Genomic DNA, 23614 nt, shown 5'->3' with positions numbered 1-23614 from the left:
TGGGCGCGGCGGAAGAAAGCGCTTTCCCGAAGGGTTGACACCCGCCGTCACGGGGCGGCAGCATCCTGTGTCGTTCTGTTGCTCTGCGCACTTCTCTGATCGGTGTTGTCGATTCACGACGCGTGGAACCGGGGTCCAGGTGGACAGACACAGGCGTGTGCTCGCGGCGGCGGTCGTCGCGCTCCTGCTCGGGTCGGGCCTGGCGCCGGGCCCGGCGGCGGCGTCGGGTGAGCCGGCCGCCCACCCGACGCGCGGCGAGAGCTTCGACGGGTCGTGGAAGTTCGCCCTGGCCAACACCACCGGTGACGACGAACCGGCGTACGCCGACGCGGACGAGCCCGGCTTCGACGACTCGGCGTGGCGGGTGCTGAACCTGCCGCACGACTGGTCGATCGAGCAGCCGATGACGCCCGGGGCCGGCAGCGGCACGGGCTACTTCCCCGGCGGCCTCGGCTGGTACCGCAAGACGTTCACGTTGCCGCGCTCGACCGCCGACAAGCAGGTCTCGCTGGAGTTCGGCGGCGTCTACATGGACTCCGAGGTCTACCTCAACGGCGCGCTGGTCACCGCGCACCCGTACGGCTACACGGGTTTCGCGGTCGACCTGGCCGCGGCGCACAAGGACGGCCGGACGCCGAACGTCGTCGCGGTGAAGGTGCGCAACAAGCTGCCGAGCAGCCGCTGGTACTCCGGCAGCGGCATCTACCGGCACGTCGACCTCGTCGTCACCGACCGGGCGCACGTCGCCCGGCACGGCACGTTCGTGACCACCCCGGACGTCGAGCGCGAAGTGGCCTCGGGCCACGCCACCGCGCACGTCCGCACCGACGTGGTCAACGGCCGCGCCGCCGAGGACGTCGCCGTGCGGTACCGCGTCAAGGACTCCGACGGACGCGTCGTGGCACGTCACCACACGGCGGTCACCGGCACGACCGTCGAGTCCGACATCCGCGTGCCGGAGCCGACCCTGTGGTCCATGGCGGACCCGCACCTCTACACGCTGGAGACCGAGGTGACGGTGGCCGGCCGGCGCGTGGACGCCACCAGCACCCGGTTCGGCTTCCGCTGGGTCCGGTTCGACGCGGACGAGGGCTTCTTCGTCAACGGCGAGTACCACAAGATCCAGGGCGTCGACCTGCACCACGACCAGGGCGCGCTCGGGTCCGCGGTGAACCGCGACGCGCTGGAGCGGCAGCTGCGGCTGATGAAGGGCATGGGCGTCAACGCCTTCCGCACCTCGCACAACCCGCCGTCGCGCGAACAGGTCGAGCTGTGCGAGGAGCTGGGCATCGTGATGATGGTGGAGGCGTTCGACACCTGGCGGCGGCCCAAGATCGCCTACGACTACGGCCGGTTCTTCGACGCCAACAGCTCCGCCGACATCAAGGAGATGGTGCACGCGGCGAAGAACTCCCCCGCCGTGGTGCTGTGGTCGGTGGGCAACGAGATCCCGGACTTCTGGAACGTCCCGTTCGGCCCGGACACCGCCCAGCGCCTGGCCGCCGACATCCGCTCGATCGACACCAGCCGCCCGGTGGTGTTCGGCTCGGACGCCTACCGCCGCGTGCCGGCCACGGGCTCCGGTCCGGACCGGATCCTCGGCGCGCTCGACGGCCTGGGCCTGAACTACAACACGGCGGGCGCGGTGGACGCGTTGCACGCCAAGTACCCGGACAAGTTCATCTTCGAGTCCGAGTCGTCGTCCTCGACCTCCACGCGTGGCTCGTACCAGGACCCGTTGCTGGTCAACACCGGCGAGAACCACACGCCCGGCAAGCGCGAGGTCTCGTCGTACGACAACAACATGGCGTCCTGGACGTTGAGCGGCGAGTACGGGTTGAAGAAGGACCGGGACCGCAAGTTCTTCCTCGGCCAGTTCCTGTGGGCGGGCATGGACTACATCGGCGAGCCCACGCCGTTCGACGGGGTGTTCCCGGTGCGCACCTCGCACTTCGGCGCGATGGACACGGCCGGGTTCCCCAAGGACCTGTACTACCTGTTCAAGAGCCAGTGGACGACCGACCCGATGGTGCACGTCGCGCCGATGGGCTGGACCGGCCACGAGGTGGGCGAGCCGGTGCAGGTCTGGGCCTACGCGAACGTGGACACCGTCGAGCTGTTCCTGAACGGCACGTCGCTCGGCGTGCGGAAGTTCGACCGCAAGAAGACCACGTACGGCAAGGAGTACCTGGAGACGACCGAGCCGTCCAACGACGACAAGAACGTCACCACCGGGCCGTTCCCGGGCAGCTACACCAGCCCGAACGGCAGCGCGGGCAAGCTGCACCTCACGTGGACCGTGCCGTTCCAGCCGGGTGAGCTGGTCGCGGTGGCGCGCGAGGACGGCAAGGAGGTCGCACGGGACGTGGTCCGCACGGCCGGTGCGGCAGCTGCGGTGAGGCTGACGCCCGACCGCGAGGTCGTGACGGCGGACGGCCGGTCGCTGACCTACGTCACCGCCGACGTGGTCGACCGCGACGGCGTGGTCGTGCCGAGCGCGGCGGACAGGGTCACGTTCTCCGTGACCGGCGGCCGGCTCGTCGGCGTGGACAACGGGCGGCCGGAGAGCGTGGAGCCGTACAAGGCGGACGGCATGACCGCGTTCCACGGCAAGGTGTTGGCGATCGTGCAGTCGGACGCGCGCGGCGGCCCCATCACGATCCGGGCGACGGCGCCGGGCCTGCGGTCCGGCCGCACGTCCGTGCTCGCCATCCCTCGCGGTCCCAAGGGACCCGGCGGGTTGACGGCGGTCGGGGCGGCCCCGCCGATCGCCGACGGCCCGGTGGTCGACGCGAGCTACAGCGGCCGGGCGACCACGCTGCCGGCGGCGATGGTGGACGGCGACCTGACCACGCGGTGGTCGAACTCCTACGCCAAGCAGGCGACCCAGGTGCTGCCCGCGGTGTCGTCGGCGCACGCGAGCGACTGGGTTTCGGTGGCGTGGCCGCAACAGCGGCAGGTCGGCGGGCTGGCGTCGCACTTCGCCGTGGACGCCGCTCACCAGCTGCCCGCCTCGGTCCGGGTGGCGCACTGGGACGGCCGCGCGTGGGCGCCCGCGTCGAACGTCCGCGTCGACTGGGGCGCCGGCGGGCCGAGCCGCATCACGTTCGATCCGGTGACCACGACGCGGGTCCGGATCACCATGACCAGCCGTGCGCCGGGCACGTCGACCGGCTTCCTCGGCATCGACGAGCTCCAGGTGATCGGAGGCCCGTGATGGCACAGGTGAACCGTCGGACCTTCCTGGGCGGGGTGGCCGCGGCCTACGCGCTCCCGTTCGGCGCGGGCCAGGCGCAGGCGGCGCCGGAGCCACCGCGCCAGGCCGCGCTGACGTGGCTGGAAGGCGGTGCGCCCGCCACCCACGCGGGCACCACCTGGGGTGTGCCGTGGCCACGCGGCGCGTTCGCCAAGGACCAGGCGTTCTCGCTGGTCACGGCCACGGGCGAGCAGGTGCCGGTGCAGTCCTGGGCGACCGGCGTGTGGCCGGACGGCTCGCTGAAGTGGAGCGCGCACGCGATCAGCGGACCCACCGCCGCCGACGGGTACCGGCTGGAACCGGGTCCGGCCCGGGCGCCGGCGCAGGCCGTCACGGTGGAGGACAGGGCGGAGCACGTCATCGTCCGCACCGGCGTGATCGAGGTGACCGTGCGCAAGAGCGGCGCGGACCTGATCGAGCGGATCACGCGCGGCGGTGAGCCGGTCGTGCGGCGCGGGCACCTGGTGTGCCTGCGCCAGGACCACGACGAGGACGAGGACACCGGCGGCGCGAAGCGGGAGAAGTTCGTCAGCGCCGTCAAGAACGTCATCGTGGAGCAGAGCGGTCCGGTGCGGGCCGTGCTGCGGGTCGACGGCGTGCACCGGGCGAAGCGGCGCGAGTGGCTGCCGTTCACCGTGCGGTTCTACTTCTTCGCGGGCACGGACAGCATCAAGATGACGCACACGTTCGTGTGGGACGGCACGGAGGACGACTACCTGCGCGGCCTGGGCATCCGGTTCGCGGTGCCGATGCGGGACGAGCCGCACGACCGGCACGTCCGGTTCGGCGGCGAGGAGGGCGGGTTGCTGCGCGAGGCCGTGCGCGGCATCACCGGCCTGCGACGCGATCCGGGCGCGGCGGTGCGCAGCGCCCAGGTGGCGGGGCGGAAGCTGCCGCCGGTGTCCACTTGGGACACCCGCGTCAGCGGCAGGCTGAACCTGATCCCGACGTGGGGCGACTACAGCCTCAGCCAGCTCACCGCGGACGGTTACGCGATCCGCAAGCGCACCAAGCCCGGCCACACGTGGGTGGACGTGGACGCGGGACGGCGGTCGCCCGGTTTCGGCTACGTCGGCGGCGCGAGCGGCGGCCTGGCGTTCGGGCTGCGCAACTTCTGGCAGCTGCACCCGACGCAGCTCGACGTGCGCGGCGCGGCGGGTGAGGAGGCCGAGGTGACGGTGTGGCTGTGGTCGCCGGACGCGCGGCCGATGGACCTGCGGTTCTACCACGACGGCCTGGGCATGGACACGTTCCCGGAGCAGTTGGAGGGCCTCCAGATCACCTACGAGGACTACGAACCTGGATTCGGCACCGCGTACGGCGTGGCGCGCACCAGCGAGCTGACGTTGTGGGCGGTCGGCTCGACGCCGGACGACGCGAGCCTGGTCGCCATGGCGCAGGCCGTGCAGACGCCGCCGTTGCTGGTCGCGCCGCCGCAGCACCTGCTGGCGGCGGGCGTGTTCGGCGACTGGTCGTTGGTCGACCGCTCGACGCCGGCGCGCGCGGCGATCGAGGACCGGCTGGACTTCCTCTTCGACTACCACCGCGACCAGGTCGAGCAGCGCCGCTGGTACGGGTTCTGGAACTACGGCGACGTGATGCACACCTACGACTCCGACCGGCACCAGTGGCGCTACGACGTCGGCGGGTACGCGTGGGACAACTCGGAGCTGTCCACGGACCTGTGGCTCTGGTACGCCTACCTGCGCAGCGGGCGGGCGGACGTGTTCCGGATGGCCGAGGCGATGACCCGGCACACCGGCGAGGTCGACGTCTACCACCTTGGCCAGTGGAAGGACCTCGGCACCAGGCACAACGTGCTGCACTGGGGGTGCAGCGCCAAGCAGCTGCGCATCAGCACGGCCGCGAACCGGAGGTTCTACTACTTCCTGACCGCCGATGAGCGGGTCGGCGACCTGCTGCGCGAGCTGGTGGACGCGGACCGCACGTTCGTCGCGCTCGACCCGTTGCGCAAGATCCGCACCGAGCCGTACACGCCCGATCCGAAGGCGCTCGCGGTCGGACTCGGCACGGACTGGGGCGCCTTGGCGGCGGCGTGGCTGACGGAGTGGGAACGCGGCGGCGACCCGGTCGCGCGGCAGAAGCTGCTGGGCACGGTCGAGGACATCGGGGCGCTGAAGAACGGCTTCGTCACCGGTGAGGCGCTCTACAACCTGGAGACTGGCCGGTTCGCCACCGATCGGGTGCAGGTGAGCGTGTCGCACCTGTCGGCGGTGTTCGGGTTGGCGGAGATCTGCAGCGAGCTGATCGACCTCCTGGACCGGCCCGCGTTCGAGAAGGCGTGGGTGCAGTACTGCCGGTTGTACGGCGCGACCAGGGAGGAGCAGCAGGCCGAGGTCGGCGGCTCGTGGAACGTCGGCTTCCGCCAGATGCACTCCCGCCTCACCGCGTACGCGGCGGCGCGGACCGGTGACGAGGCGTTGGCGCGGCGGGCGTGGGACGAGTTCTTCGCCGGCCAGGACGGGTACGGCCCGGGGCTGCCGTGGCGGTCGACCAGGGTCGAGGGCCCGAACGCGCTGCGCCCGGTCGACGAGGCGGTGTTCGTGTCGACCAACGCCTCCGCCCAGTACGGACTGGCCGCGATCCAGAACCTCGCCCTGGTGGGCGACGCGCTGCCACCTCAACGGGTGGACCGCTGACCGCTCGGCCACCGTGCCCCGGGGTGCGCTGGGAACACACCCGGAGCACGGCCGGCCGCGGCACCCGCCTGACCGCCGCGTCGCTCGTGCTGCCCGCCGCCGACGCCTGACGGCGGGCGCCCGACGACGCTGACCTCGGGTGCCCGACGACACCGGACCGCGGGCGTCCGGCGACACCTAGCCCCGGGCGCGCGGCACGACCAGGCCCGATTCGTAGGCCGCGACCACCGCCTGGGTGCGGTCGCGCAGGCCGAGCTTGTTCAGCACCCGGCTCACGTGCGTCTTCACCGTCTCCTCCGTGACCACCAGCCGGGCCGCGACCTCGGTGTTCGACAGGCCCTCCGCGATCAGCCGCAGCACCTGCGTCTCCCGCGGCGTGAGGGTGGACAGGGCGGTCCCGGACGTGGCCGGCTCGGGGCGCAGCCGGGCGAACTCGCTGATCAGGCGGCGGGTCACGGTCGGCGCCAGCAACGCCTCGCCGGCCGCGACCACCCGCACCGCGTCGAACAGCTGCTCCGCCGTCACGTCCTTGAGCAGGAAGCCGCTGGCGCCCGCGCGCAACGCGTCGTAGACGTACTCGTCCAGGTCGAACGTGGTCAGGATCAGCACCCGCGGCCCGTCGGCGAGCCGGCGCGTGGCCTCGATGCCGTCCACGCCCGGCATCCGCACGTCCATCAGCACCACGTCGGGTGACAGCTCGCGGCAGACGCGCACCGCCTCCCCGCCGTCGGACGCCGTGCCGACGACGGTGAAGTCGGGTTGCGTGTCGAGCAGCGCGGCGTACCCGGTGCGGATCACCTGGTGGTCGTCGGCGACCACGATCCGGACGGCGCTCACCCGGCCGCCCCCGTCGGCAGGCTCGCCTCGACCAGGAATCCGCCCACGGCCGTCGTGCCCGTGTGCAACCGGCCGCCGACGGCCGCCGCCCGTTCGCGCATGCCGGTCAGCCCGTGCCCACCGGACGGCGCCGCGCCGCGTGGGCCGGGCCCGTTGTCCCTGATGCGCAACCGCAACGCCTCCTCGGTGTAGTGCAGCTCCACGTCGACCGCCGCGCCGGGCGCGTGCCGCCGCGCGTTGGTGAGGGCTTCCTGGACGATCCGGTACGCGGCCAGCTCCACACCGGGGTCCAGCGGGCCGGGCGTGCCGGAGACGATGAGCCGCGCGCCCGCGCCGGACGTGTCGCGCACGTCGTCGAGCAGTTCGTTGAGCTGCGGCAACCCCGGCTGCGGGCGGCGGTCCGCGACCTCCTCCGGCGCGTCGGACCGCAGCACGCCCAGCAACCGCCGCATCTCGGTCAGCCCGGCCCGCGCGGTGTCGCCGATCTCCGCCAGCCGCTGCGCGCCGGCGGCGGGCATGCCGGGCGTGGTCAGCCGGGCCGTCTCCGCCTGCACCGCGATCATCGAGATGTGGTGCGCCACGACGTCGTGCAGCTCGCGCGCGATCCGGGCCCGCTCGCCGCGCGCGGTGTGCTCCAGCAGGCTCCCGGCCACGGCCTGCCGGGCGGCCCGGTGCACCAGCGCCTCGCCGCGCGCCCACCGGGCGACCCCGACCCACCCCGCCGCCAACGCCGACGACGCCGCCAGCACGGTCATCGCGTCCGCGTCGCGCACCAGGGCCAGCACCGGGTACGGCACGGCCAGGCAGGTCGCCAGGACCTGGCCACCGACCCGTCCCAGCCGGTACAGCACGATCAGCTGCGCGCCGAGGCCCGCCGCCGTGAGGCCGTGGAACAACCCGAGCGACAGCACGGCCGCCGCCGTCACCGCGACCGCGGCGGGCGCCGGGCGCAGGAACGCCGCCGGCGCGGTGGTCGCCAGGGCCAGCACCCCGAGCACCAGGACGAGCTGCGGGTCGGCGCCGCCGGTCACCGCCCGCGCCACCGCCTCGCCCACCGCGCCCGCGCCCAGCAGCGCCACGACGCCCCCCGGCACGCGCGGGCCGTCGGCCAACCGCCGGGCCCACCCCTCATCGCTCACCGGGTCATTGTCGTCGCCGACCCGCGCCGACGCGTCACCGCAGGTGGTGACACCGGCATCCCTCTCAGGAGGGATGCGCCTCCCCCGCGTCGGCGAGGCGGAGACGGCTCTCCCGCGTGACGACCCGACCCGGGCCGCGCTCCTAGCCTTCCCGGCATGGAAGCAACCATCGAAGTCTCCGGGCTGCGCAAGCGGTACGGGCCGACCGTGGCGCTGGACGGGATGACGTTCACCGTCGCACCGGGCAAGGTCACCGGCTTCGTCGGGCCCAACGGCGCGGGCAAGTCCACCACGATGCGGGTGATCCTCGGCCTCGACTCGGTCGACGAGGGCCGTGCGCTGGTCGGCGGCCGGCCGTACCGGACCCTGCGGCACCCGTTGCGACAGGTCGGGTCCCTGTTGGACGCGTCGGCGCTGCAGCCCGGTCGCACCGGCCGCAACCACCTGCTGTGGCTGGCCCACTCGCAGGGCCTCGGCGCGCGGCGGGTGGACGAGGTCGCCGAACGGGTCGGCCTGACCTCGGCGATCCGGCGCAAGGCCGGCGGCTACTCGTTGGGCATGCGGCAGCGGCTCGGCATCGCGGCGGCGCTGCTCGGCGACCCGCCGGTGCTCGTGCTGGACGAGCCGGTGAACGGCATGGACCCCGAGGGCATCCGGTGGGTGCGCGGTTTCCTGCGGTCGCTGGCGGCCGAGGGCCGGGCGGTGCTGGTGTCCAGCCACCTGATGAGCGAGTTGCAGGACACCGCCGACCACGTGGTGATCGTCGGCCGGGGCAAGGTCATCGCCGACGTCGGCGTGGCGGAGCTGATCGAGGCCGCATCCGGCGAACGGGTCACGTTGCGCACCAGCGCCCGCACGCCGGCGACGACGGTGCTGGCACGGGCGGGCGCGACGGTCGCCGTGACCGGCGCCGACACGCTCACCGTCACCGGGCTGTCCGGTGAACGGGTGGTGGCGCTGCTGGGCGAGCACGCGGTGCCGTTCTCCGAGGTGTCGGCGCACCGCGCGTCCCTCGAAGAGGCCTACATGGAGCTGACCAGGGACGCGGTCGAGTTCCACGCGGCCGAGGGCGCGCGATGAGCGGGCCGGACGGGTTCGGGCACGTGCTGCGCGCCGAGTGGACGAAGCTGCGCACCGTGCGCGGCTGGGTGCTCGGCCTGGTCGCGGCGGCGCTGGTGATCCTGCTGATGGGGCTGTTCGCCGCGGCGGCGAGCAACTTCTCGTGCAGCGGCCCGAACGGCGCGCCGTGCGCGGGCAGCACGCCGCCGACGGGTCCGGGCGGCGAGCCGGTCGTCGACAGCTTCTCGTTCGCGCACCAGGCGCTCACCGGCGACGGCAGCATCACCGCCCGCGTGACGTCGCTGACCGCCGTGTCCTCTTCGGACGGTCAGGCGCCGGTCGAGGACACGCAGCCGTGGACCAAGGGCGGGATCATCGTCAAGGCGAGCACCACGCCGGGATCGCCGTACGCCGCGTTGATGCTGACGGGCGGCCACGGCGTGCGGTTGCAGCACAACTTCACCGGCGACGTCGCGGGCACGCTGCACGCGACGCCGAGCTGGCTGCGCCTGACCCGGTCGGGCGACACGATCACCGGCCACGAGTCGCCCGACGGCGCGACCTGGCACCTCGTCGGCTCGGTCACCCTCCCCGGGCTGCCGTCGACCGTGCGGGCCGGGCTGTTCGCGGCCTCGCCGCACCACGAGGTGATCACCGAGTCGTTCGCCGGCGCCAGCGGCGAGAGCTACCCGACGCGGGCGACCGCCGAGTTCGACCGGATCGGGCTGGAGGGCTCGTGGCCGGACCGGAAGTGGGTCGGTGAGGACGTCGGCGACCTGGGCGGGCCGCGCGCGGGCGCCGGGGCGGGCACCGGGTTCGAGGAGACCGCCGACGGGGTCGCGGTGAGCGGGTCGGGCAACATCGCGCCGGTCGTGGCCGGGCGCGGTGGGCTCGGCAAGACGGTCGAGGGTCGGCTGGTCGGCGCGTTCGCCGGGCTGATCGCGGTCATCGTGGTCGCGGCGACGTTCATGACCTCGGAGTACCGGCGCGGCCTGATCCGCACGAGCCTCAGCGCCAGCCCGCGGCGCGGTCGGGTGCTGGCGGCGAAGGCCGCGGTGATCGCGGCGGTCACGTTCGTCACCGCGCTGGCCGCGGCCCTGATCACGGTGCCGTTGGTCCGGGCGGTGGAGGTGGACAAGGGGTTCTTCCTGTTCACCGTGCCGACCGCGACCGAGGTGCGGGTGATCGTCGGCACGGCGGCGTTGCTCGCGGTGGCGGCGGTGCTCAGCCTGGCCGTCGGCACGGTGCTGCGGCGCAGCGCGGGCGCGGTGGCGGTGGTGATCGTGGCGATCGTGCTGCCGTACGTGCTGGCGATCGCGTCCGTGCTGCCGACCGGGCCGTCGGACTGGCTGCTGCGGGTCACGCCGGCCGCCGCGTTCGCCGTCCAGCAGAGCTTGCCGGAGTACCAGCAGGTCACGGCGAACTACGCCCCCGCCGACGGCTACTTCCCGTTGAGCCCGCTGGGTGGGTTCGCGGTGCTGTGCGGCTACACGGCGGTCGCGCTCGGTGTGGCGTTCTCCGTGCTGCGGAGGAGGGACGCGTGAGGGAAGCGCTGCACGTGGAGTGGACGAAGCTGCGCACGGTGGCGGGCACGGCGTGGCTGCTGGCCGGGGTGGTGCTGCTGACCGTGGCGCTGGGGGTGGCGGCGTCGGTCGCCTGCGCCGACACGGGGTGCGGGGACCCGGCGAAGACCAGCCTGACCGGGATCGCGTTCGGCCAGGCCGTGGTCGCCGTGCTGGCCGTGCTCGCGGTGGGCGGCGAGTACGGCACGGGGATGATCCGGGTGACGTTCGCCGCGCTGCCGCGCCGGTCGACCGTGCTGGCGGCGAAGGCGGCCGTGGTCGGCGCGCTGGTGCTGGTGGCGGGCGGGGCGGCGGTGCTCGTGTCGGTGCTGGCGGGGCGGGGCGTCCTGTCGGGGGTCGCGGTGCTGTCGCTGGGCGACGGGCCGGTGCTGCGCGCGGCCGTCGGCTCCGTGCTCTACCTGGTGCTGGTCGGGCTGCTGAGCCTGGGCGTGGCCGTCCTGGTGCGTGACGCGGCGGCGGCCATCGGAGTGGTGCTCGGGCTGCTGTACCTGTTCCCGGTCGTGGCCGCGGTGGTGTCCGACCCCGACTGGTTCAAGCGCTTGCAGCGGATCAGCCCGATGACGGCGGGGCTGGCGGTGCAGGCCACCACGAACGTCGAGGGCCTGCCGATCAGCCCGTGGGCGGGTCTGGGCGTGCTCGGGCTGTGGGCGGCCGGCGCGCTCCTGGTCGGCGGTCTGGCACTCCGGCTGCGTGACGCCTAGGGCTTCGTCGGCCGGGGCAGCAGCAGGTGCACGGCGAAGCCCGCCAGCGTCGTCAGGACCACCTGGTAGAGGATCGAGAGCCGCGGGTCGCTGCCGACGGTGAACACCGCGTCCAGCCCGGTGGTCGCCACGCCGGCGAGGGTGAGCAGGCCGGTCACGTGCCAGCCGAAGAAGCCCGCCGCCCAGGCGACCAGCGGCCAGCGGTTGCGGTCGGGGCGGCGCAGGACCAGGTAGGTGGAGAGCGCGGCGCCGGCGTTGAAGAGCACGCCGACGACCGTGAGCTCGGCCAGGTCGCCGGACAGCAGCGTCGACAGCGTCTGAGCGACGACGAGCGCGATCATCGACCAGCATCCGACCCGGGTCTTGTCCACGGCGCGGATGCTAGGGCACCGGCCCGGACCCGGACGAGGTGACGTGGTCCCGATCAGCTCGGCCCCCCTGACGCGGGTGGGGCCGGCTGCCCGGGCTTTGCTCGCCGTCGTCCGGGCCGGCGCCCGGGTCGCAGTCGCCTGAGCCGCCGTGTCCGGGCCGTCGTCGGGTGATCGATAGGCTGGTCGGATGCGCGTGTTGTTCACCTTCATCGGCGGGTTGGGCCACTTCCAGCCGTTGGTGCCGTTCGCCTCGGCCGTGGTCGCGGCCGGGCACACCGTCGCGGTCGCGGCCGGGCCGAACCGGTGCGAGGCGGTCGAGGCCGCCGGGTTCACCGCGCTCCCGGTGGGTGAGGGAGGACGGCCCGAGCCCTCGGAGGTCGGGCCGCTGCTCGCGCCCGACCGGGAGCGGGACGACCAGGAGCTGCGGGACGGGTTCGTGCGGCGGGGTGCGGCCGAGCGGGTGCCGTTGTACCTGGAGCTGTTCGAGCGGTGGCGGCCGGACGTGGTGGTGTGCGAGGAAGTGGACTTCGGCAGCGTGCTCGCGGCCGAGAAGCTCGGCCTGCCCTACGCGAACGTGCAGGTCATCGCGTCGGGCGCGTTCGTGCGGCCGGCGGTGGTCGGCGAGCCGATCGGCGAGCTGCGCGCCGGCCTCGGCCTGCCGCCCGACCCGGACCTGGAGATGCTGCACCGGCGGCTGCTGCTGTCGCCGTTCCCGCCGAGCTTCCGCGATCCGGCGTTCCCCTTGCCGGGCACGGCTTTCCCGATCCGCCCGCCGGTCGGTCCGATCGGCCGGTCCGACCCGCCGACCGCGTACTTCACCCTGGGCACGGCGTTCAACGCCGAGTCCGGCGACCTCTTCTCGCGGGTGCTGGCCGGGCTGCGCGACCTGCCGGTGGACGTGATCGCCACGGTGGGCAGGCACCTCGACCCGGCCGCGTTCGGCCCGCAACGGCCCGGCGTGCGCATCGAGCGCTACGTGCCGCAGGAGACGGTGCTGCCGCACTGCGACCTGGTGATCTCGCACGGCGGTTCGGGCAGCGTGATCGGCGCGTTGGCGCACGGCTTGCCGACCGTGCTGCTGCCGTTGGGCGCCGACCAGCCGCAGAACGCCGACCAGTGCGCGCGGCTGGGCGTGGGCCGGGTGCTGGACCCCGTCGCCGCCACGCCGCAGGACGTGCGGGCCGCGGTCGCGGAGGTGTTGGCCGATCCGGGTTACCGGCAGGCAGCGGAGCGCGTGCGGGCGGAGATGCTCGACCTGCCCGAGCCCGCGCGGGCGGTGCCGTTGCTGGAGCGGCTGGCCGGCTGACTACCCGATCCGGTCGCGGTTGCCGGTCGGCACGATGAGACCGCTCTCGTAGGCGACCACGACGGCCTGCGCGCGGCTGGCCAGGGCCAGCTTGCCCATCATCCGCTTGACGTGCGTCTTCACCGTCGCTTCGCTGAGCACGAGGCGTTGGGCGATCTGGGCGTTGGTCAGGCCGTTGCCGACCAGGCGGAGCACCTCGGTCTCCCGCGCGGTCAGGGCGGCCAGCTGCGGCGCGCCGACGGCGGTGGCGCGGTGGTGCTGGGCGTAGGTCTCGATCAGCCGGTGGGTGATGTGCGGCGCGATGAGGATGTCGCCGGCGGCGATGGTGCGGACGGCGGAGATGATCCGCTCCGGCGGGGTGTCCTTGACCAGGAACCCGGACGCGCCCTCGCCCAACGCGGTGTAGACGTACTCGGGCAGGTCGAACGTGGTCAGCACGACGATCCGGGGCGGGTCCTCGCGATCGCGGTCCGGCTGCCGGCTGTCGGGCTCCCGGTCGCGGTCGTGGTCGCGGTCGCGGTCGTGGTCGCGGTCGCGGTCGTGGTGGGCGGCCAGGATCTGGCGCGTGGCGGCGATGCCGTCCAGGACGGGCATCCGGATGTCCATCAGGATCACGTCGGGCGAGGTTTGGGCGGCCATCGCCACCGCCTGACCGCCGTCGGCGGCCTCGCCCACGACCTCGAAGCCCGGCGCGGCGGTGAACAGGGCGACCAGGCCGGCCCGGATGAGCGCCTGGTCGTCGGCGATGAGCACGCGGATCGTCACCGGGCCGCCACCTCGCCCATCGGCAGCCGCAGGACCACGCCGAACCCGCCCTCGGCGATCGGGCCGGCGGTGAGCACGCCCCCGTACAGCTCGGCGCGTTCCCGCATCCCGCGGATGCCGTGCGGCTCGTGGTCCGGGCCCGACGCGCCCGGCGCCGCCCGGCCGTCGTCGGTCACCTTCAGCACCAGCGTCTGCTCGCCGTACTCGACCTCGATCCGCGCACGCGCCCGCCCCGCGTGCTTGAGCACGTTGGTCAGCGACTCCTGCACCACCCGGTAAGCGCACAGGTCCGGGCCCGGCCGCAGCTCGCGCACCTCGCCGCTGATCACCACGTCGACCGGCAACCCCGCGCCCCGGGCCCGGTCCACCAGCTCCTCGAGAGCCGCCAACCCGGGCTGCGGCCGGTAGTCGTCGTCGTGGTCCACGCGCAGCACGTCGAGCAGGCGGCGCATCTCGGTCAACGCCTCACGGCTCGTGTCGCCGACCGTCGTGATCGCCTTGCGCGCGGTCGCCAGGTCGGTGTCCAGCACGTACCCCGCGACACCGGCCTGCAAGGAGATCACCGACATGTGGTGCGCGACGATGTCGTGCAGCTCGCGCGCGATGCGCACCCGCTCGTCGGCCACCGCCCGCGCCGCCTCCTCCGCCAGCCGCTCGGCCCGCTGCGCCCAGCGCTTCGTGCCCTCGCCGAGCATCCACGCGCCCGCCACGACCAGCACCGACTGCGCCACCTCGGACCACGAGCCCGCGGCGACGCCCAGGAACGCCAGCACCACGACCGCCGCCGTCGCCGCGAACGTCACCGCGGCCGCGAGCCGGGACCGCAACGTCGCCACGGTGAACATGCCGACCAGCGCGCCGACGCCGCCACTGGGCAGGCCGCCGAACCCGACCAGGCCGTAGCAGGCCAGCGCGCCCAGCATCACCACCATCGTGGCCACCGGCGCGAGCTGGCGCAGCGCGATCGGCGCGACGGTCAGCGCGGCCACCGGGTACGCCGCCCAGTCGGACCCGCCGCCGGTCTGGCTCACGGCGGTCGCCACGGTCAACGTCGTCAGCACCACCGCGAGCAGCAGGTCGAGCCGGATCGGCTTGATCGTGGCCAGCACCAGCCCAAAGTAGTCGCGCGCCGGGGCGCCCGTCGCCACCCCGTGGGCGGATTCCCCACTACCCCCACGGGGGTAGGTCGAGATGCCGTCGTGGGGCGACGACGCCGACCGCCGCGAGCCCTAACGTTCGGTGACATGAAACGACTCTGCGCGACAGCGGTGGTCGGGGCGCTGGTCCTCGCCACCGCGGGCACGGCCCACGCCCGCACCGACACCACCACCCTCCAGCGGCACGCCGACGCGTTGCTGGCGCAGGGCGCGCCCGGCGTGCTGGTCGAAGTGGACACTCCGCGCGGTGACGTGCGGGTGCGCAGCGGCCACGGCGACGTCGACCGGCGCACGCCCGTGCCGTGGCGGGCGAAGTTCCGCATCGGCAGCTACACCAAGCCGTTCGTGGCCGCGACCGTGCTGCAGCTGGTCGGCGAGGGCCGGGTGTCCCTGGACGACACCGTCGAGCGGTGGCTGCCCGGTGTCGTCGCCGGCCACGGCAACGACGGCGCGAAGATCACCGTGCGGCACCTGTTGCAGCACACCAGCGGCCTGGTCGACTACGTCGGCCAACTGCCGGAGCTGTTCCTGGAGGACGAGTTCGAGGACGTCCGGTTCCGGACCTACCGGCCGGAGCAGCTCGTCGCGCTCGCCGTGCGGCAGCGGCCGGACTTCCAGCCCGGCGAGCGGTGGAAGTACTCCAACACCGGTTACGTCCTGGCCGGGATGATCATCGAGCGGGTCACCGGCAACACCTGGCAGCACGAGGTGCGCACCCGCCTCGTCGAGCCGCTCGGCCTGCGCGACACCCACCTGCCGGGCACGTCGCCGTTCCTGCCCCGGCCGCACGCCACGGCGTACGAGCGGTTCCCGGAGAAGGGCCTGGAAGCCGACCCCGAGGACCCGCGGTACGGCCGCGCCCTCGACGTGACCCACTACAACCCGTCCTGGGGCGGGGCGGCCGGCGACATGATCAGCACCACCGAGGACGGCAACGAGTTCCTCAAGGCGCTGGTCGGCGGCAAGGTGCTGCGGCCCGCGCAGCTCGCCGAGATGACGAGGACCGTGCGCGCGCCGGACCTGGACGAGGGGTGGGCGGGCGCCGCGTACGGGCTCGGTCTCATGTGGATCCCGAACGCGTGCGGCGGCTACTGGTCGCACGGCGGCGACATCCCCGGCTTCAAGACCCGCAACGGCGTGACGGCCGACGGCAGGCGCAGCGTGATGGTGTCGATCAACACCGACTCGATGGTGGCCGGGCCCGGCGCGCCCGAGCTGGACCAGGACGTCACCAAGGACCTCGTCGACCACGCGCTCTGCGGTCTCAAGTAGACCCGGGGCGGCGGTGGGGCGCCCGCGTGGTTGCCCCGCCGCTGCCTCACGTCCGCGAGGCGTCCCGGACCAGCAGGGCCGCCTGCACCCGGTTCTGACAGCCCAGCTTGGCCAGGATGCGGCTCACGTACGTCTTGATCGTGGCCTCGCTCATGTGCACGCGGCGGCCCACCTCGGCGTTCGACAGGCCCTCCGCCACCAGCGCGACGACGTCCGACTCGCGCGGCGTGAGCGCGGCGAGCCGGCGTGCGGCGTCCTCGTCGCGCCCGTCCACCGCGACCATCCCGAGCACGTGCCGCGTCACGGCGGGCGACAGGTAGGCCTCACCGGCGTGCACGGCCCGCACGGCGCGGATCAGCTCGTCCGGCGCGCAGTTCTTCAGCACGAACCCGTCGACCCCCTGCCGCAGCGCCAGCCGGACGTTGGCCTCGTCGCCGAACGCGGTCAGCACCACGACCCGCGGTCCGCTCAACGCGGCGGCCGCGGCCAGGCCGCCCATCACCGGCATGGCGAGGTCGAGGAGCGCCACGTCCACGCGGTGCCGGCGGGCGGCGTCCACGGCTTCGCGGCCGTCGGCCGCCACCGCGACCACGTCGAGGTCTCCCGCCGACTCCAGCACCGCCCGGATGCCCGCGGTGATCAGCGGTTCGTCGTCGGCGATCAGCACCTTGATCACGACACCGCCTCCACGCGGTCCGGCACGACGGGCAGCATCGCGGTCACCCGGAACCCGCCCGGCTCCTCGTGCACGCGCAGCAGGCCGCCGGCGGCCCGGACGCGGTCGGCCAGGGTCGCCAACCCCGTGCCCCGCGCGTCCCGGACGTGGCCGCGCGTCGGGTTGGCCACGGCGAGCAGCAACGCGTCGGGCTGCCAGTCCAACGACACGACCACCGGCTCGCCGGGCGCGTGCCGGGCGGCGTTGGTCAGCCCTTCCTGCACGACCCGGTAGGCGGCGTGGCCCGCGTCGCCGGTCGCGAGCGGTCGGGCGGTGCCCGAGCGCTCGACGGTCACCGCGACGCCCGCACGGCGGAACTCCGCCACCACCTCGTCGACGCCCGCCAGCCCCGGCGAGTCGCGCAGGGTGGCCACGACGGCGTGCAGCTCGTCCACGGCGGTGCGGGCGGCGTGCGCGAGGTTGCGCGCCACCGGGCGCTGCTCGGCCGGGAGCGGGGCCACCTCCAGCGCCGCCGCCTGCACCGAGACCAGGCTGAGCCACCGGCCGAGCGAGTCGTGCATGTCCACCGCGATGCGCAGCCGTTCCCGCAACCGCTCCCGCTCGGCGTGCAGCCGCCGTTCCCGGCGCAGCCGCTCGGCCTGCCTGGTCAGGTGCACGCCGGCGACCAGCGGCAACGCCACCAGCAGCACGACGCGGGCCAGCGCGGGCCACGGCTCGGGCTCCAGCCGCTGCGTCGGCACCAGCAGCACGGCGGGGTAGGCGAACGCGGCGACGACGGTCAGGGTCAGGTCCCGGCGCGAGGCGACGTGCCGCCCGGCCTCGTGGCTCGTGCACGCCAGCAGGGCCAACCCACCGCCCGTGACCAACGCCGACGTCACCGCGATCGGGAACGCCACCAGCGGTCGCCGGGCGGCGAGGAGCATCACCAGCGCGGTCAGCGCGGCGTGGGCGGCCAGGCCACCGGCCGACATGCCCTCCAGCCACCCCAACGCGGTGTCGGCCACCACCACTGCGAGCAGCAGCGCAGTCCTCGCCATGGCCGCCACCCTAGCCGGCCGCGCCGCGCCGTCCACTTTCGTGGACACCGCCGACGACGATCGCGAACAGCGGCCGGCGGCCCGGTCTCCCTAGCGTCGGCGGCGTGATCAAACTCCTGCTACCGCTGCTGCTCCTCGTGCCGCCGCACGCCGACCGGCCGCCGGAGAACCTCGACTGGCAACCCTGTCCCGGCGACAGCGCGGTCGCCGCCGAGTGCGCCGACCTGCCCGTGCCCGTGACCTCGACCCGGACCGCCACGTTGAAGCTCGCCCGCCTGACCGCCACCGGGGTCCGCAAGGGCACGGTCATGGTCAACTTCGGCGGACCGCAGGGCGACCAGATCGCCATCATGCGGTCCAGGCCGGGGATCTTCGACCGGATCCGCGAGTCGATGGACGTGGTGACCTGGGACCCGCGCGGCTACCCCGGCCTGAGCGGTCCGGTCCTGAACTGCGACTGGCGACTGCTGCGCACGCCGCGCTTCCCCACCGACCCGGCCGCGTTCGACCGGCTCGTCGCCGACAACCGCGCGCGGGGCGACCGGTGCCGCGACACCGACCCCGACCTGTTCGACCACATGGACTCGGGCAGCGACGCCCGTGACGTGGAGGCCATCCGGGTCGCGCTCGGCGAGCGGCGGGTGAACTTCATCGGCACCTCGTACGGCGGCGTGATCGCGCAGGCCTACGCCCGGCGGTACCCGCACCGCGTGCGCACCGTATACGTCGACGGCACCGGCAACCACAGCGCGCGTGACTGGGACCGCGAGCTCGACGCCATCGCCCGGGACAACGAGGCGTTCGCGAGGCGGTTCCTGGACTGGGCCGGGCCGGGGGTCGAGCAGCGGTGGCAGGCGCTGGTCGCCAAGGCCGACGCCGAGCCGGTCCCCGCCCTCACGGTCGGCGTCGCCTACGACGGCACGCAGTTGCAGGCGCTCGCGTTCGGCAATCTGCGGGGCGGTCCCGACCGGTGGGCCGAGGTGTCCCGGGCCATCGCGGCGGCCGAGGCCGGTGACGCGTCCGGTTTCGCCCCGCCGCCGGGCCGTGACCCGTACCCCGGGCTGCCCGGCGGCGGGGTGAAGGAGTGCCTGGACTTCCCGCACTCCGACTTCCGGCAGGTCACGCGGACCGTCGAGCGGCTGCGGCGGATCGCGCCGAACACCGGCGCGTCGTTCCCCCTGGCCTGGCACCTGCCGCTGACGTGCACGGGCTGGCCGACGCCGACGGCCAACCCGCCCGCGCCGCTGCCGGCGGGGCTGCCGCCGTTCCTCGGCGCGGGCACCTGGATGGACCACGCGCCGACGAAGCGGGTCACGGACCAGGTCGCGGGCAGCCGCACGATCTTCCACGACGGGCCGGGTCACAACCTGTTCGCGGCGATGATGAACCCGTGCGTCGTCGAGCACGTGAGCGCCTACGTCACCGACCGCCGCCTGCCGCCCGCGAACGCGACCTGTCCCTGACCGCGCCCACCGACCGGGCCGCGGACAGGCCATGATGTACGGCGTGGAGTCCACCCGTGTGGACCGCTGGCTGTGGGCGGTCCGGCTGACCAAGACCCGATCCGACGCCGCGGCGGCGTGCAAGGGCGGGCACGTGCGCGTGAACGACCGGCCGGCCAAGCCCGCCACGGCGGTGTCACCCGGTGACGAGGTGCGTGCACGAGTGGGTGACACGACCCGGATCGTGGAGGTCGTCCGGGTGATCCAGAAACGCGTCGGCGCGGCCGACGCGGTCGGCTGCTTCATCGACCGGACCCCGCCGCCACCGCCGCCGACGGAAGCGCCCGCGCAGGTCGCCCGTCGTGACCGCGGCGCGGGCCGGCCGACCAAGCGCGAACGCCGGGTCCTGGACAAGTTCCGCACCGGCCAGTGATGAGGCCACGGGTCCGCCACCGGGTGGCGGACCCGTGCGTCGGCCGGATGGCGTTCAGCGGGCCTGGACTGTTCGGGTGAATCAGGCGACATCCGTCTAACGGGCTACCCAGTCGAAGCGATCAAGGAAAGGACGGCGTGCTCGCGTGGGGCGGCCCGCACCGCCGCGGTGGGAGGTGCGGTGGACCGGAAGCGGCGGGACGAGCGGAACGCACGGGTGGGGCTGGCGCGGTGGCGGCTGCGGGAGGGCGACTCGGCGGTGATCGCGGGCCGGTTCCCGGAGGCCGCCGACCTGTACGCCGTCGCGGGCTACGAGCTGGCCGGCCTCGACCGCCGCGACCGCGAGGTCGCCGTGCTGCTGGCCCAGGCGCTGGCCGGGCACGGGCGGATGGACGTGGAGCTCGGCAACCCGCGGCGCGCGCTGGAGACGTTGGCGAACGCCCTCGACCTGGTCGAGCAGGCCGAGCCGAACGGCGTGCTGCACGCGAAGGTGCTCGCCTGCCGCGGGTGCGCCCTGCGTGACACGGGAGCGCTGGACGAGGCGGTCACGGCGTTCGCCGGGGCGTTGGCGATCCAGCGGAACGTGGACCGGACCGGCGAGACGGTGGTGTGCACGCTCGCCGAGCTGTCCCACGCGTTCCGGCTCCAGGGCGAGGGGCGTGCCGCCGAGCAGGCCGCCCGGGAAGCCGTCGCGCTGGCCGAGCGGATCGAGCCCGGCGGCCTCGCGGCGGCGGTCGCCCACCACACCCTGCGGCAGGCGTTGGACGACCTCGGGCGGGTGGACGAGGCCGAGGCGCACCTCACCCGCAGCATCGACCTCCTGCTGCGGCACGCGCCCGACGCGTCCGTGACCGCCGACGCCGTCGACCGGTGGTGCGAGGTCGTGCTGGCGCGGGAGGGACCGCACGACGCGCTGCCCGGCATCGACCGGCACCTCGCCGTGATCGAGCCGCGGGCGACCGGCGCGCCCGTGGTCGGCGTGCTGCGGCTGTGGCGCGGCATCGGCCTGGCCTCGCTCGGTTCCGACGAGGCCGACACCGAGGCGTTGCGCGAGTTCGAGACCGCCGAGCGCGTCCTGTCCGGCCGGCCGGACCAGGCCGAGCGGGCCGCCCGCGCCGAGGCCAAGCGGACGGCCCTGCTGTCGTGGCACCAGCGCCCGGAGTCCGTCGAACGCCCGACGTTCTAGCGCCGCGTGAACCGGCGGTGCTGCGCGGCCACCACCTCCGCCGACGCGGCGACGTCCAGGAACATCAGCGAGTCCACCCGGCAGGTGCACGGGTTCCGCTCGGCGGTGTCCTGCGGGAAGCTGCCGCCCACCTTGATGCCCCTCGGGTCGGTGGCCGACGTGCCGGTGCCGTCGACCTGCCAGGGGTCGCCGGGCACGGTGTAGGAGCCGGGCAACGGGCGTCCGTCGCGGTAGAGCGCCATCCGGCCCGTGGTGAAGTCGAACGTGGCCGCCAGGTGCACCCAGCGGTTCGGCGGCAGCACCTGCTGCCAGTCCGCGTCGGCGGCGTAGGTCTGGGACGCGCCGCCGTCGGTCCGGCGGCCGAGGGCGACCAGCCGGAGCCTGCCGTCGACCTCGAACGCCTCGATCAGCGCGCGGACGGCGTGCCCTTCGGAGTCACCGCTGAGCAGGCCCGCGAGCCCGACCGCGCCGTGACCCGGGCTGGGGTTGGCGCCCGTCTGCTTGAACCAGCCCATGATGGTGATCCCCTCGACACCGTTGAACGCCCGCAACGACTCGGCGCCGTCCTCGTCCCACACGCCCGCTTTCCAGTCGTCGTTCGCGCCGGGTTGCGGTCGCAGCTCCAGGGCGTGGCCACCGCCGGGGAACGCGGCGTCGCGGGTGCGCATCCGATCGCCGCCGTTGACGAGCCGGAACAGGGTCCGCGACCGGCCGAGGTCGATCTCGCGGCCGTCGTCGACGGGGAACGGGTGCTCGAAGTCGTAGTGCGCCACCAGGTCGCGCGCCACCTCGGGCGTGACCTCGGACCTCGGGCCCTCGCGCGTGCCGACGACCCGCCAGATCCGGCCGTCCGCCTTGGCCAGCAGGTACAGCTCGCCGGCGGCGTCCGTGCCGAAGCGCAGGTCGACGCGTCCGTCGCCGACGAGGTCGGCCATCCGCCGCTCGGTGCCGTCGGTGTCGAACACCTTGAGCTCGTGCAGCGGCGCCGGTGGCTCGCCGCGCCTCATCCGCGCCACGTCGGTGGCGAAGACGCGGCCGTCGACCAGGTCGCCGAAGACGTACTTGCCCCGCAGGCCCGGCACGGCGCTGCCCCGGTAGACCTGGCCGCCGGAGATGGCGTGGCCGCTGTCGGTGGTGCACGGCCAGCCGGCGGGCCGGTCGTGGTCGTAGGCGGCCACCGGGTAGACGTAGCCGCGGCCGGGGTCGTCGGCCGGGAGCGGGTAGACGTGGCACTGGTCCTCGTGGCGGTAGGCGAACGCGCCCTCCCGCCTGCTCCAGCCCAGGTTGTCGCCCGCGCGGACCTCGTACACGGCCTCGATCGAGTGCTGGCCGATGTGCCCGACGTACAGCGCGTGGTCGCCGCCGCGGTCCCACGTGAACCGGTGCGGATCGCGCATGCCGTAGGCGAAGATCTCGCCGAGCGCGCCGGGGCGGCCGACGAACGGGTTGGCGGCCGGGATGCCGTACCGCCCGCCGGGGCCGTTCGTGCCGGCCGGGTCGATGCGCAGGATCTTGCCCGCCGGGTTGCCGAGGTCCTGGGGCACGTCGGAGGTCACGCCGATGCCGCCGTCGCCGACGGCCAGGTACAGCAGGCCGTGGTCGGGGTCGCCGGGGCGGGCGGTGGGGTTGAAGTCGATCTGCTGCACGGCGTGGACGTAGGTGGCGAAGCCGTAGCGGAAGAGCTCGCGGCGCGTGCCGGTGAAGACGTCGGCGGAGGGGTCGGTGGCCGTCCACTCCGACACCACGCTCTGGACGACCGCGTTGGGCTGGTTGGGATAGGTCGGCGTCTCGGTGTCGATCGCGCCCTCGCCCTCGGTGTGGACGGTGTAGAGCTTGCCGTTGCGGGCGAAGTCGGGGTGGAAGGCGACGAACCCGAACCCGCTGCCCATGCCGCGGCCGGAGAAGAAGTTCGGGAAGCGCGCGGCGAAGTCGAGGTAGACGTGCCGGGTGTCGCCGTCGAGCAGGTGCAGCGGCCCGTTGAGGTCGGGCACGTACCGCCGCCCCGACCCGTCCGGCACCTCACCGACGAAGTTGATCCGGTTGTGCCGGTTGAGGCGGGTGTCGGTGGTGGGCGGGGTCGGTGTCGAGGCGGGCAGCCGCGCCACCTCGTCGAGCACGAGCCCGAGCCGCGACCGGATGGGGTCCTGCGGGATCGGGTCGGCTATCGGGTCGTCCGGCGAGCCTCCCGCCGGCACCGCAACGGAGACCACCACGGCCACCGCGAGCACCACTGCCCACCACCTGCTCTTGCCCATCGCTGACCTCCCGACAGGGCCCGGAACTGTCGGACCCCTTGGATAGAATCGAATCCAGGGTTCCCCTGGGCGGCGACCCCTGCGAAGCACTGCGGTTGCCGGGTCAAGGGCGCGACCGTGGCGAAGCGCCGCGGTCGCCCGGCGGAGCCGATCCCGCCGACGGTGACGTGCGACGCGTCGAGCGGCACGAGGGTCGAAGGCGGAGGACGCGAGCCGGTCCTGACAGCAGTCATCGAGCTCGGCCGGCGGCTGCGGAGGAAAGGCTGTCACGTCGGCATTCCTTGGCCTCCTCGCGCCACTCGTGGGGCGCGGCGCCGAACTCCTCGCCCGGACCGCCGAGGCGGAGCTTCGCCTCCGGTTCGCGCGCACGGCGGCTGAACCGACGCGATCGGGTTGGCAGCGGAGGTCGCCGGCGCGCCCACTTCCGCCGCTCGCGCCACGTCCGCCTGCCCGCCGAGGGTGGAAGCGGCGGCCTCGTCC

The 23614-nt window shown here is 74.0% G+C and carries 18 protein-coding genes; 10 read left to right on the top strand and 8 right to left on the bottom strand.

Annotated features, from left to right (window positions below; all coding sequences use genetic code 11):
- The first annotated feature begins 139 nt into the window (after positions 1-139).
- Both ABTZ99_RS15580 and ABTZ99_RS15575 read left to right on the top strand, forming a co-directional pair.
- Positions 140-3217: a glycoside hydrolase family 2 TIM barrel-domain containing protein gene (locus tag ABTZ99_RS15580; protein WP_499611857.1), complete on the top strand. Its 3078-nt coding sequence runs from the start codon at positions 140-142 to the stop codon at positions 3215-3217.
- Positions 3217-5916 carry an exo-rhamnogalacturonan lyase family protein gene (locus tag ABTZ99_RS15575; RefSeq protein WP_499611854.1) on the top strand — a complete coding sequence of 900 codons (2700 nt, stop codon included), beginning with the start codon at positions 3217-3219 and terminating at the stop codon, positions 5914-5916. Before ABTZ99_RS15580 ends, ABTZ99_RS15575 begins: the two co-directional genes overlap by 1 nt.
- Before the next feature lie 177 nt (positions 5917-6093).
- Here the strand turns inward: ABTZ99_RS15575 and ABTZ99_RS15570 are convergent, their stop codons facing one another.
- On the bottom strand, positions 6094-6753 hold the full coding sequence (locus tag ABTZ99_RS15570) for a response regulator (protein ID WP_498772175.1): 660 nt from the start codon (positions 6751-6753) through the stop codon (positions 6094-6096).
- Entirely contained in the window at positions 6750-7892 is a 1143-nt protein-coding gene (locus ABTZ99_RS15565; protein ID WP_499611851.1) for a sensor histidine kinase, read from the bottom strand. Before ABTZ99_RS15565 ends, ABTZ99_RS15570 begins: the two co-directional genes overlap by 4 nt.
- A 156-nt stretch (positions 7893-8048) precedes the next feature.
- On the opposite strand from ABTZ99_RS15565, the gene ABTZ99_RS15560 reads away from it, so the two are divergent.
- Genes ABTZ99_RS15560 through ABTZ99_RS15550 form a run of 3 tightly spaced genes read left to right on the top strand, consistent with a single transcriptional unit; the run spans position 8049 to position 11235 of the window.
- Entirely contained in the window at positions 8049-8972 is a 924-nt protein-coding gene (locus ABTZ99_RS15560; protein ID WP_498772168.1) for an ABC transporter ATP-binding protein, read from the top strand.
- Positions 8969-10495: an ABC transporter permease subunit gene (locus ABTZ99_RS15555; protein WP_499611848.1), complete on the top strand. Its 1527-nt coding sequence runs from the start codon at positions 8969-8971 to the stop codon at positions 10493-10495. Before ABTZ99_RS15560 ends, ABTZ99_RS15555 begins: the two co-directional genes overlap by 4 nt.
- On the top strand, positions 10492-11235 hold the full coding sequence (locus tag ABTZ99_RS15550) for an ABC transporter permease (RefSeq protein WP_498772164.1): 744 nt from the start codon (positions 10492-10494) through the stop codon (positions 11233-11235). The genes ABTZ99_RS15555 and ABTZ99_RS15550 overlap by 4 nt, the downstream gene beginning before the upstream one ends.
- On the opposite strand, the gene ABTZ99_RS15545 is transcribed toward ABTZ99_RS15550, so the two are convergent.
- On the bottom strand, positions 11232-11606 hold the full coding sequence (locus ABTZ99_RS15545) for a hypothetical protein (protein WP_498772162.1): 375 nt from the start codon (positions 11604-11606) through the stop codon (positions 11232-11234). The genes ABTZ99_RS15550 and ABTZ99_RS15545 overlap by 4 nt on opposite strands.
- Positions 11607-11793: 187 nt before the next feature.
- Here ABTZ99_RS15545 and ABTZ99_RS15540 point away from each other — a divergent pair, with 187 nt between their 5' ends.
- The gene (locus ABTZ99_RS15540; RefSeq protein WP_499611844.1) at positions 11794-12912 is read left to right on the top strand and encodes a glycosyltransferase; all 1119 of its coding nucleotides are present in this window, start codon (positions 11794-11796) and stop codon (positions 12910-12912) included.
- Here the strand turns inward: ABTZ99_RS15540 and ABTZ99_RS15535 are convergent, their stop codons facing one another.
- Positions 12913-13677 (bottom strand): response regulator, encoded by a 765-nt coding sequence (locus ABTZ99_RS15535; protein ID WP_499611841.1) that lies wholly within the window; start codon positions 13675-13677, stop codon positions 12913-12915.
- Positions 13674-14786, bottom strand: a complete 1113-nt coding sequence (locus ABTZ99_RS15530) for a sensor histidine kinase (RefSeq protein ID WP_499611838.1) — start codon at positions 14784-14786, stop codon at positions 13674-13676. The genes ABTZ99_RS15535 and ABTZ99_RS15530 overlap by 4 nt, the downstream gene beginning before the upstream one ends.
- Before the next feature lie 135 nt (positions 14787-14921).
- Here ABTZ99_RS15530 and ABTZ99_RS15525 point away from each other — a divergent pair, with 135 nt between their 5' ends.
- The gene (locus tag ABTZ99_RS15525; protein ID WP_499611835.1) at positions 14922-16106 is read left to right on the top strand and encodes a serine hydrolase domain-containing protein; all 1185 of its coding nucleotides are present in this window, start codon (positions 14922-14924) and stop codon (positions 16104-16106) included.
- Between the two features lie 46 nt (positions 16107-16152).
- On the opposite strand, the gene ABTZ99_RS15520 is transcribed toward ABTZ99_RS15525, so the two are convergent.
- Positions 16153-16782 carry a response regulator gene (locus ABTZ99_RS15520; RefSeq protein ID WP_499611832.1) on the bottom strand — a complete coding sequence of 210 codons (630 nt, stop codon included), beginning with the start codon at positions 16780-16782 and terminating at the stop codon, positions 16153-16155.
- Positions 16779-17819: a sensor histidine kinase gene (locus ABTZ99_RS15515; RefSeq protein WP_499611829.1), complete on the bottom strand. Its 1041-nt coding sequence runs from the start codon at positions 17817-17819 to the stop codon at positions 16779-16781. The genes ABTZ99_RS15520 and ABTZ99_RS15515 overlap by 4 nt, the downstream gene beginning before the upstream one ends.
- A 104-nt stretch (positions 17820-17923) precedes the next feature.
- Here ABTZ99_RS15515 and ABTZ99_RS15510 point away from each other — a divergent pair, with 104 nt between their 5' ends.
- The 3 genes from ABTZ99_RS15510 to ABTZ99_RS15500 all read left to right on the top strand — a co-directional run bounded on the left by ABTZ99_RS15510 (position 17924) and on the right by ABTZ99_RS15500 (position 20879).
- Positions 17924-19282: an alpha/beta fold hydrolase gene (locus tag ABTZ99_RS15510; RefSeq protein ID WP_499611826.1), complete on the top strand. Its 1359-nt coding sequence runs from the start codon at positions 17924-17926 to the stop codon at positions 19280-19282.
- Positions 19283-19325: 43 nt separating this feature from the next.
- Positions 19326-19694 carry an RNA-binding S4 domain-containing protein gene (locus ABTZ99_RS15505; RefSeq protein WP_499611823.1) on the top strand — a complete coding sequence of 123 codons (369 nt, stop codon included), beginning with the start codon at positions 19326-19328 and terminating at the stop codon, positions 19692-19694.
- A gap of 180 nt (positions 19695-19874) precedes the next feature.
- Complete coding sequence (locus tag ABTZ99_RS15500) at positions 19875-20879, top strand: hypothetical protein (protein WP_499611820.1); 1005 nt, start codon at positions 19875-19877, stop codon at positions 20877-20879.
- Here the strand turns inward: ABTZ99_RS15500 and ABTZ99_RS15495 are convergent.
- Entirely contained in the window at positions 20876-23134 is a 2259-nt protein-coding gene (locus ABTZ99_RS15495) for a PQQ-dependent sugar dehydrogenase (protein ID WP_499611818.1), read from the bottom strand. The two genes, ABTZ99_RS15500 and ABTZ99_RS15495, sit on opposite strands and share 4 nt — an antisense overlap.
- Positions 23135-23614 lie beyond the last annotated feature (480 nt).

The sequence above is a fragment of the Actinosynnema sp. NPDC002837 genome, from assembly GCF_040295345.1.
Taxonomy (GTDB): Bacteria; Actinomycetota; Actinomycetes; order Mycobacteriales; family Pseudonocardiaceae; genus Actinosynnema.
Note: the sequence above shows the minus strand (reverse complement) of the source record. Positions and strands in the feature narration are given on the sequence as shown.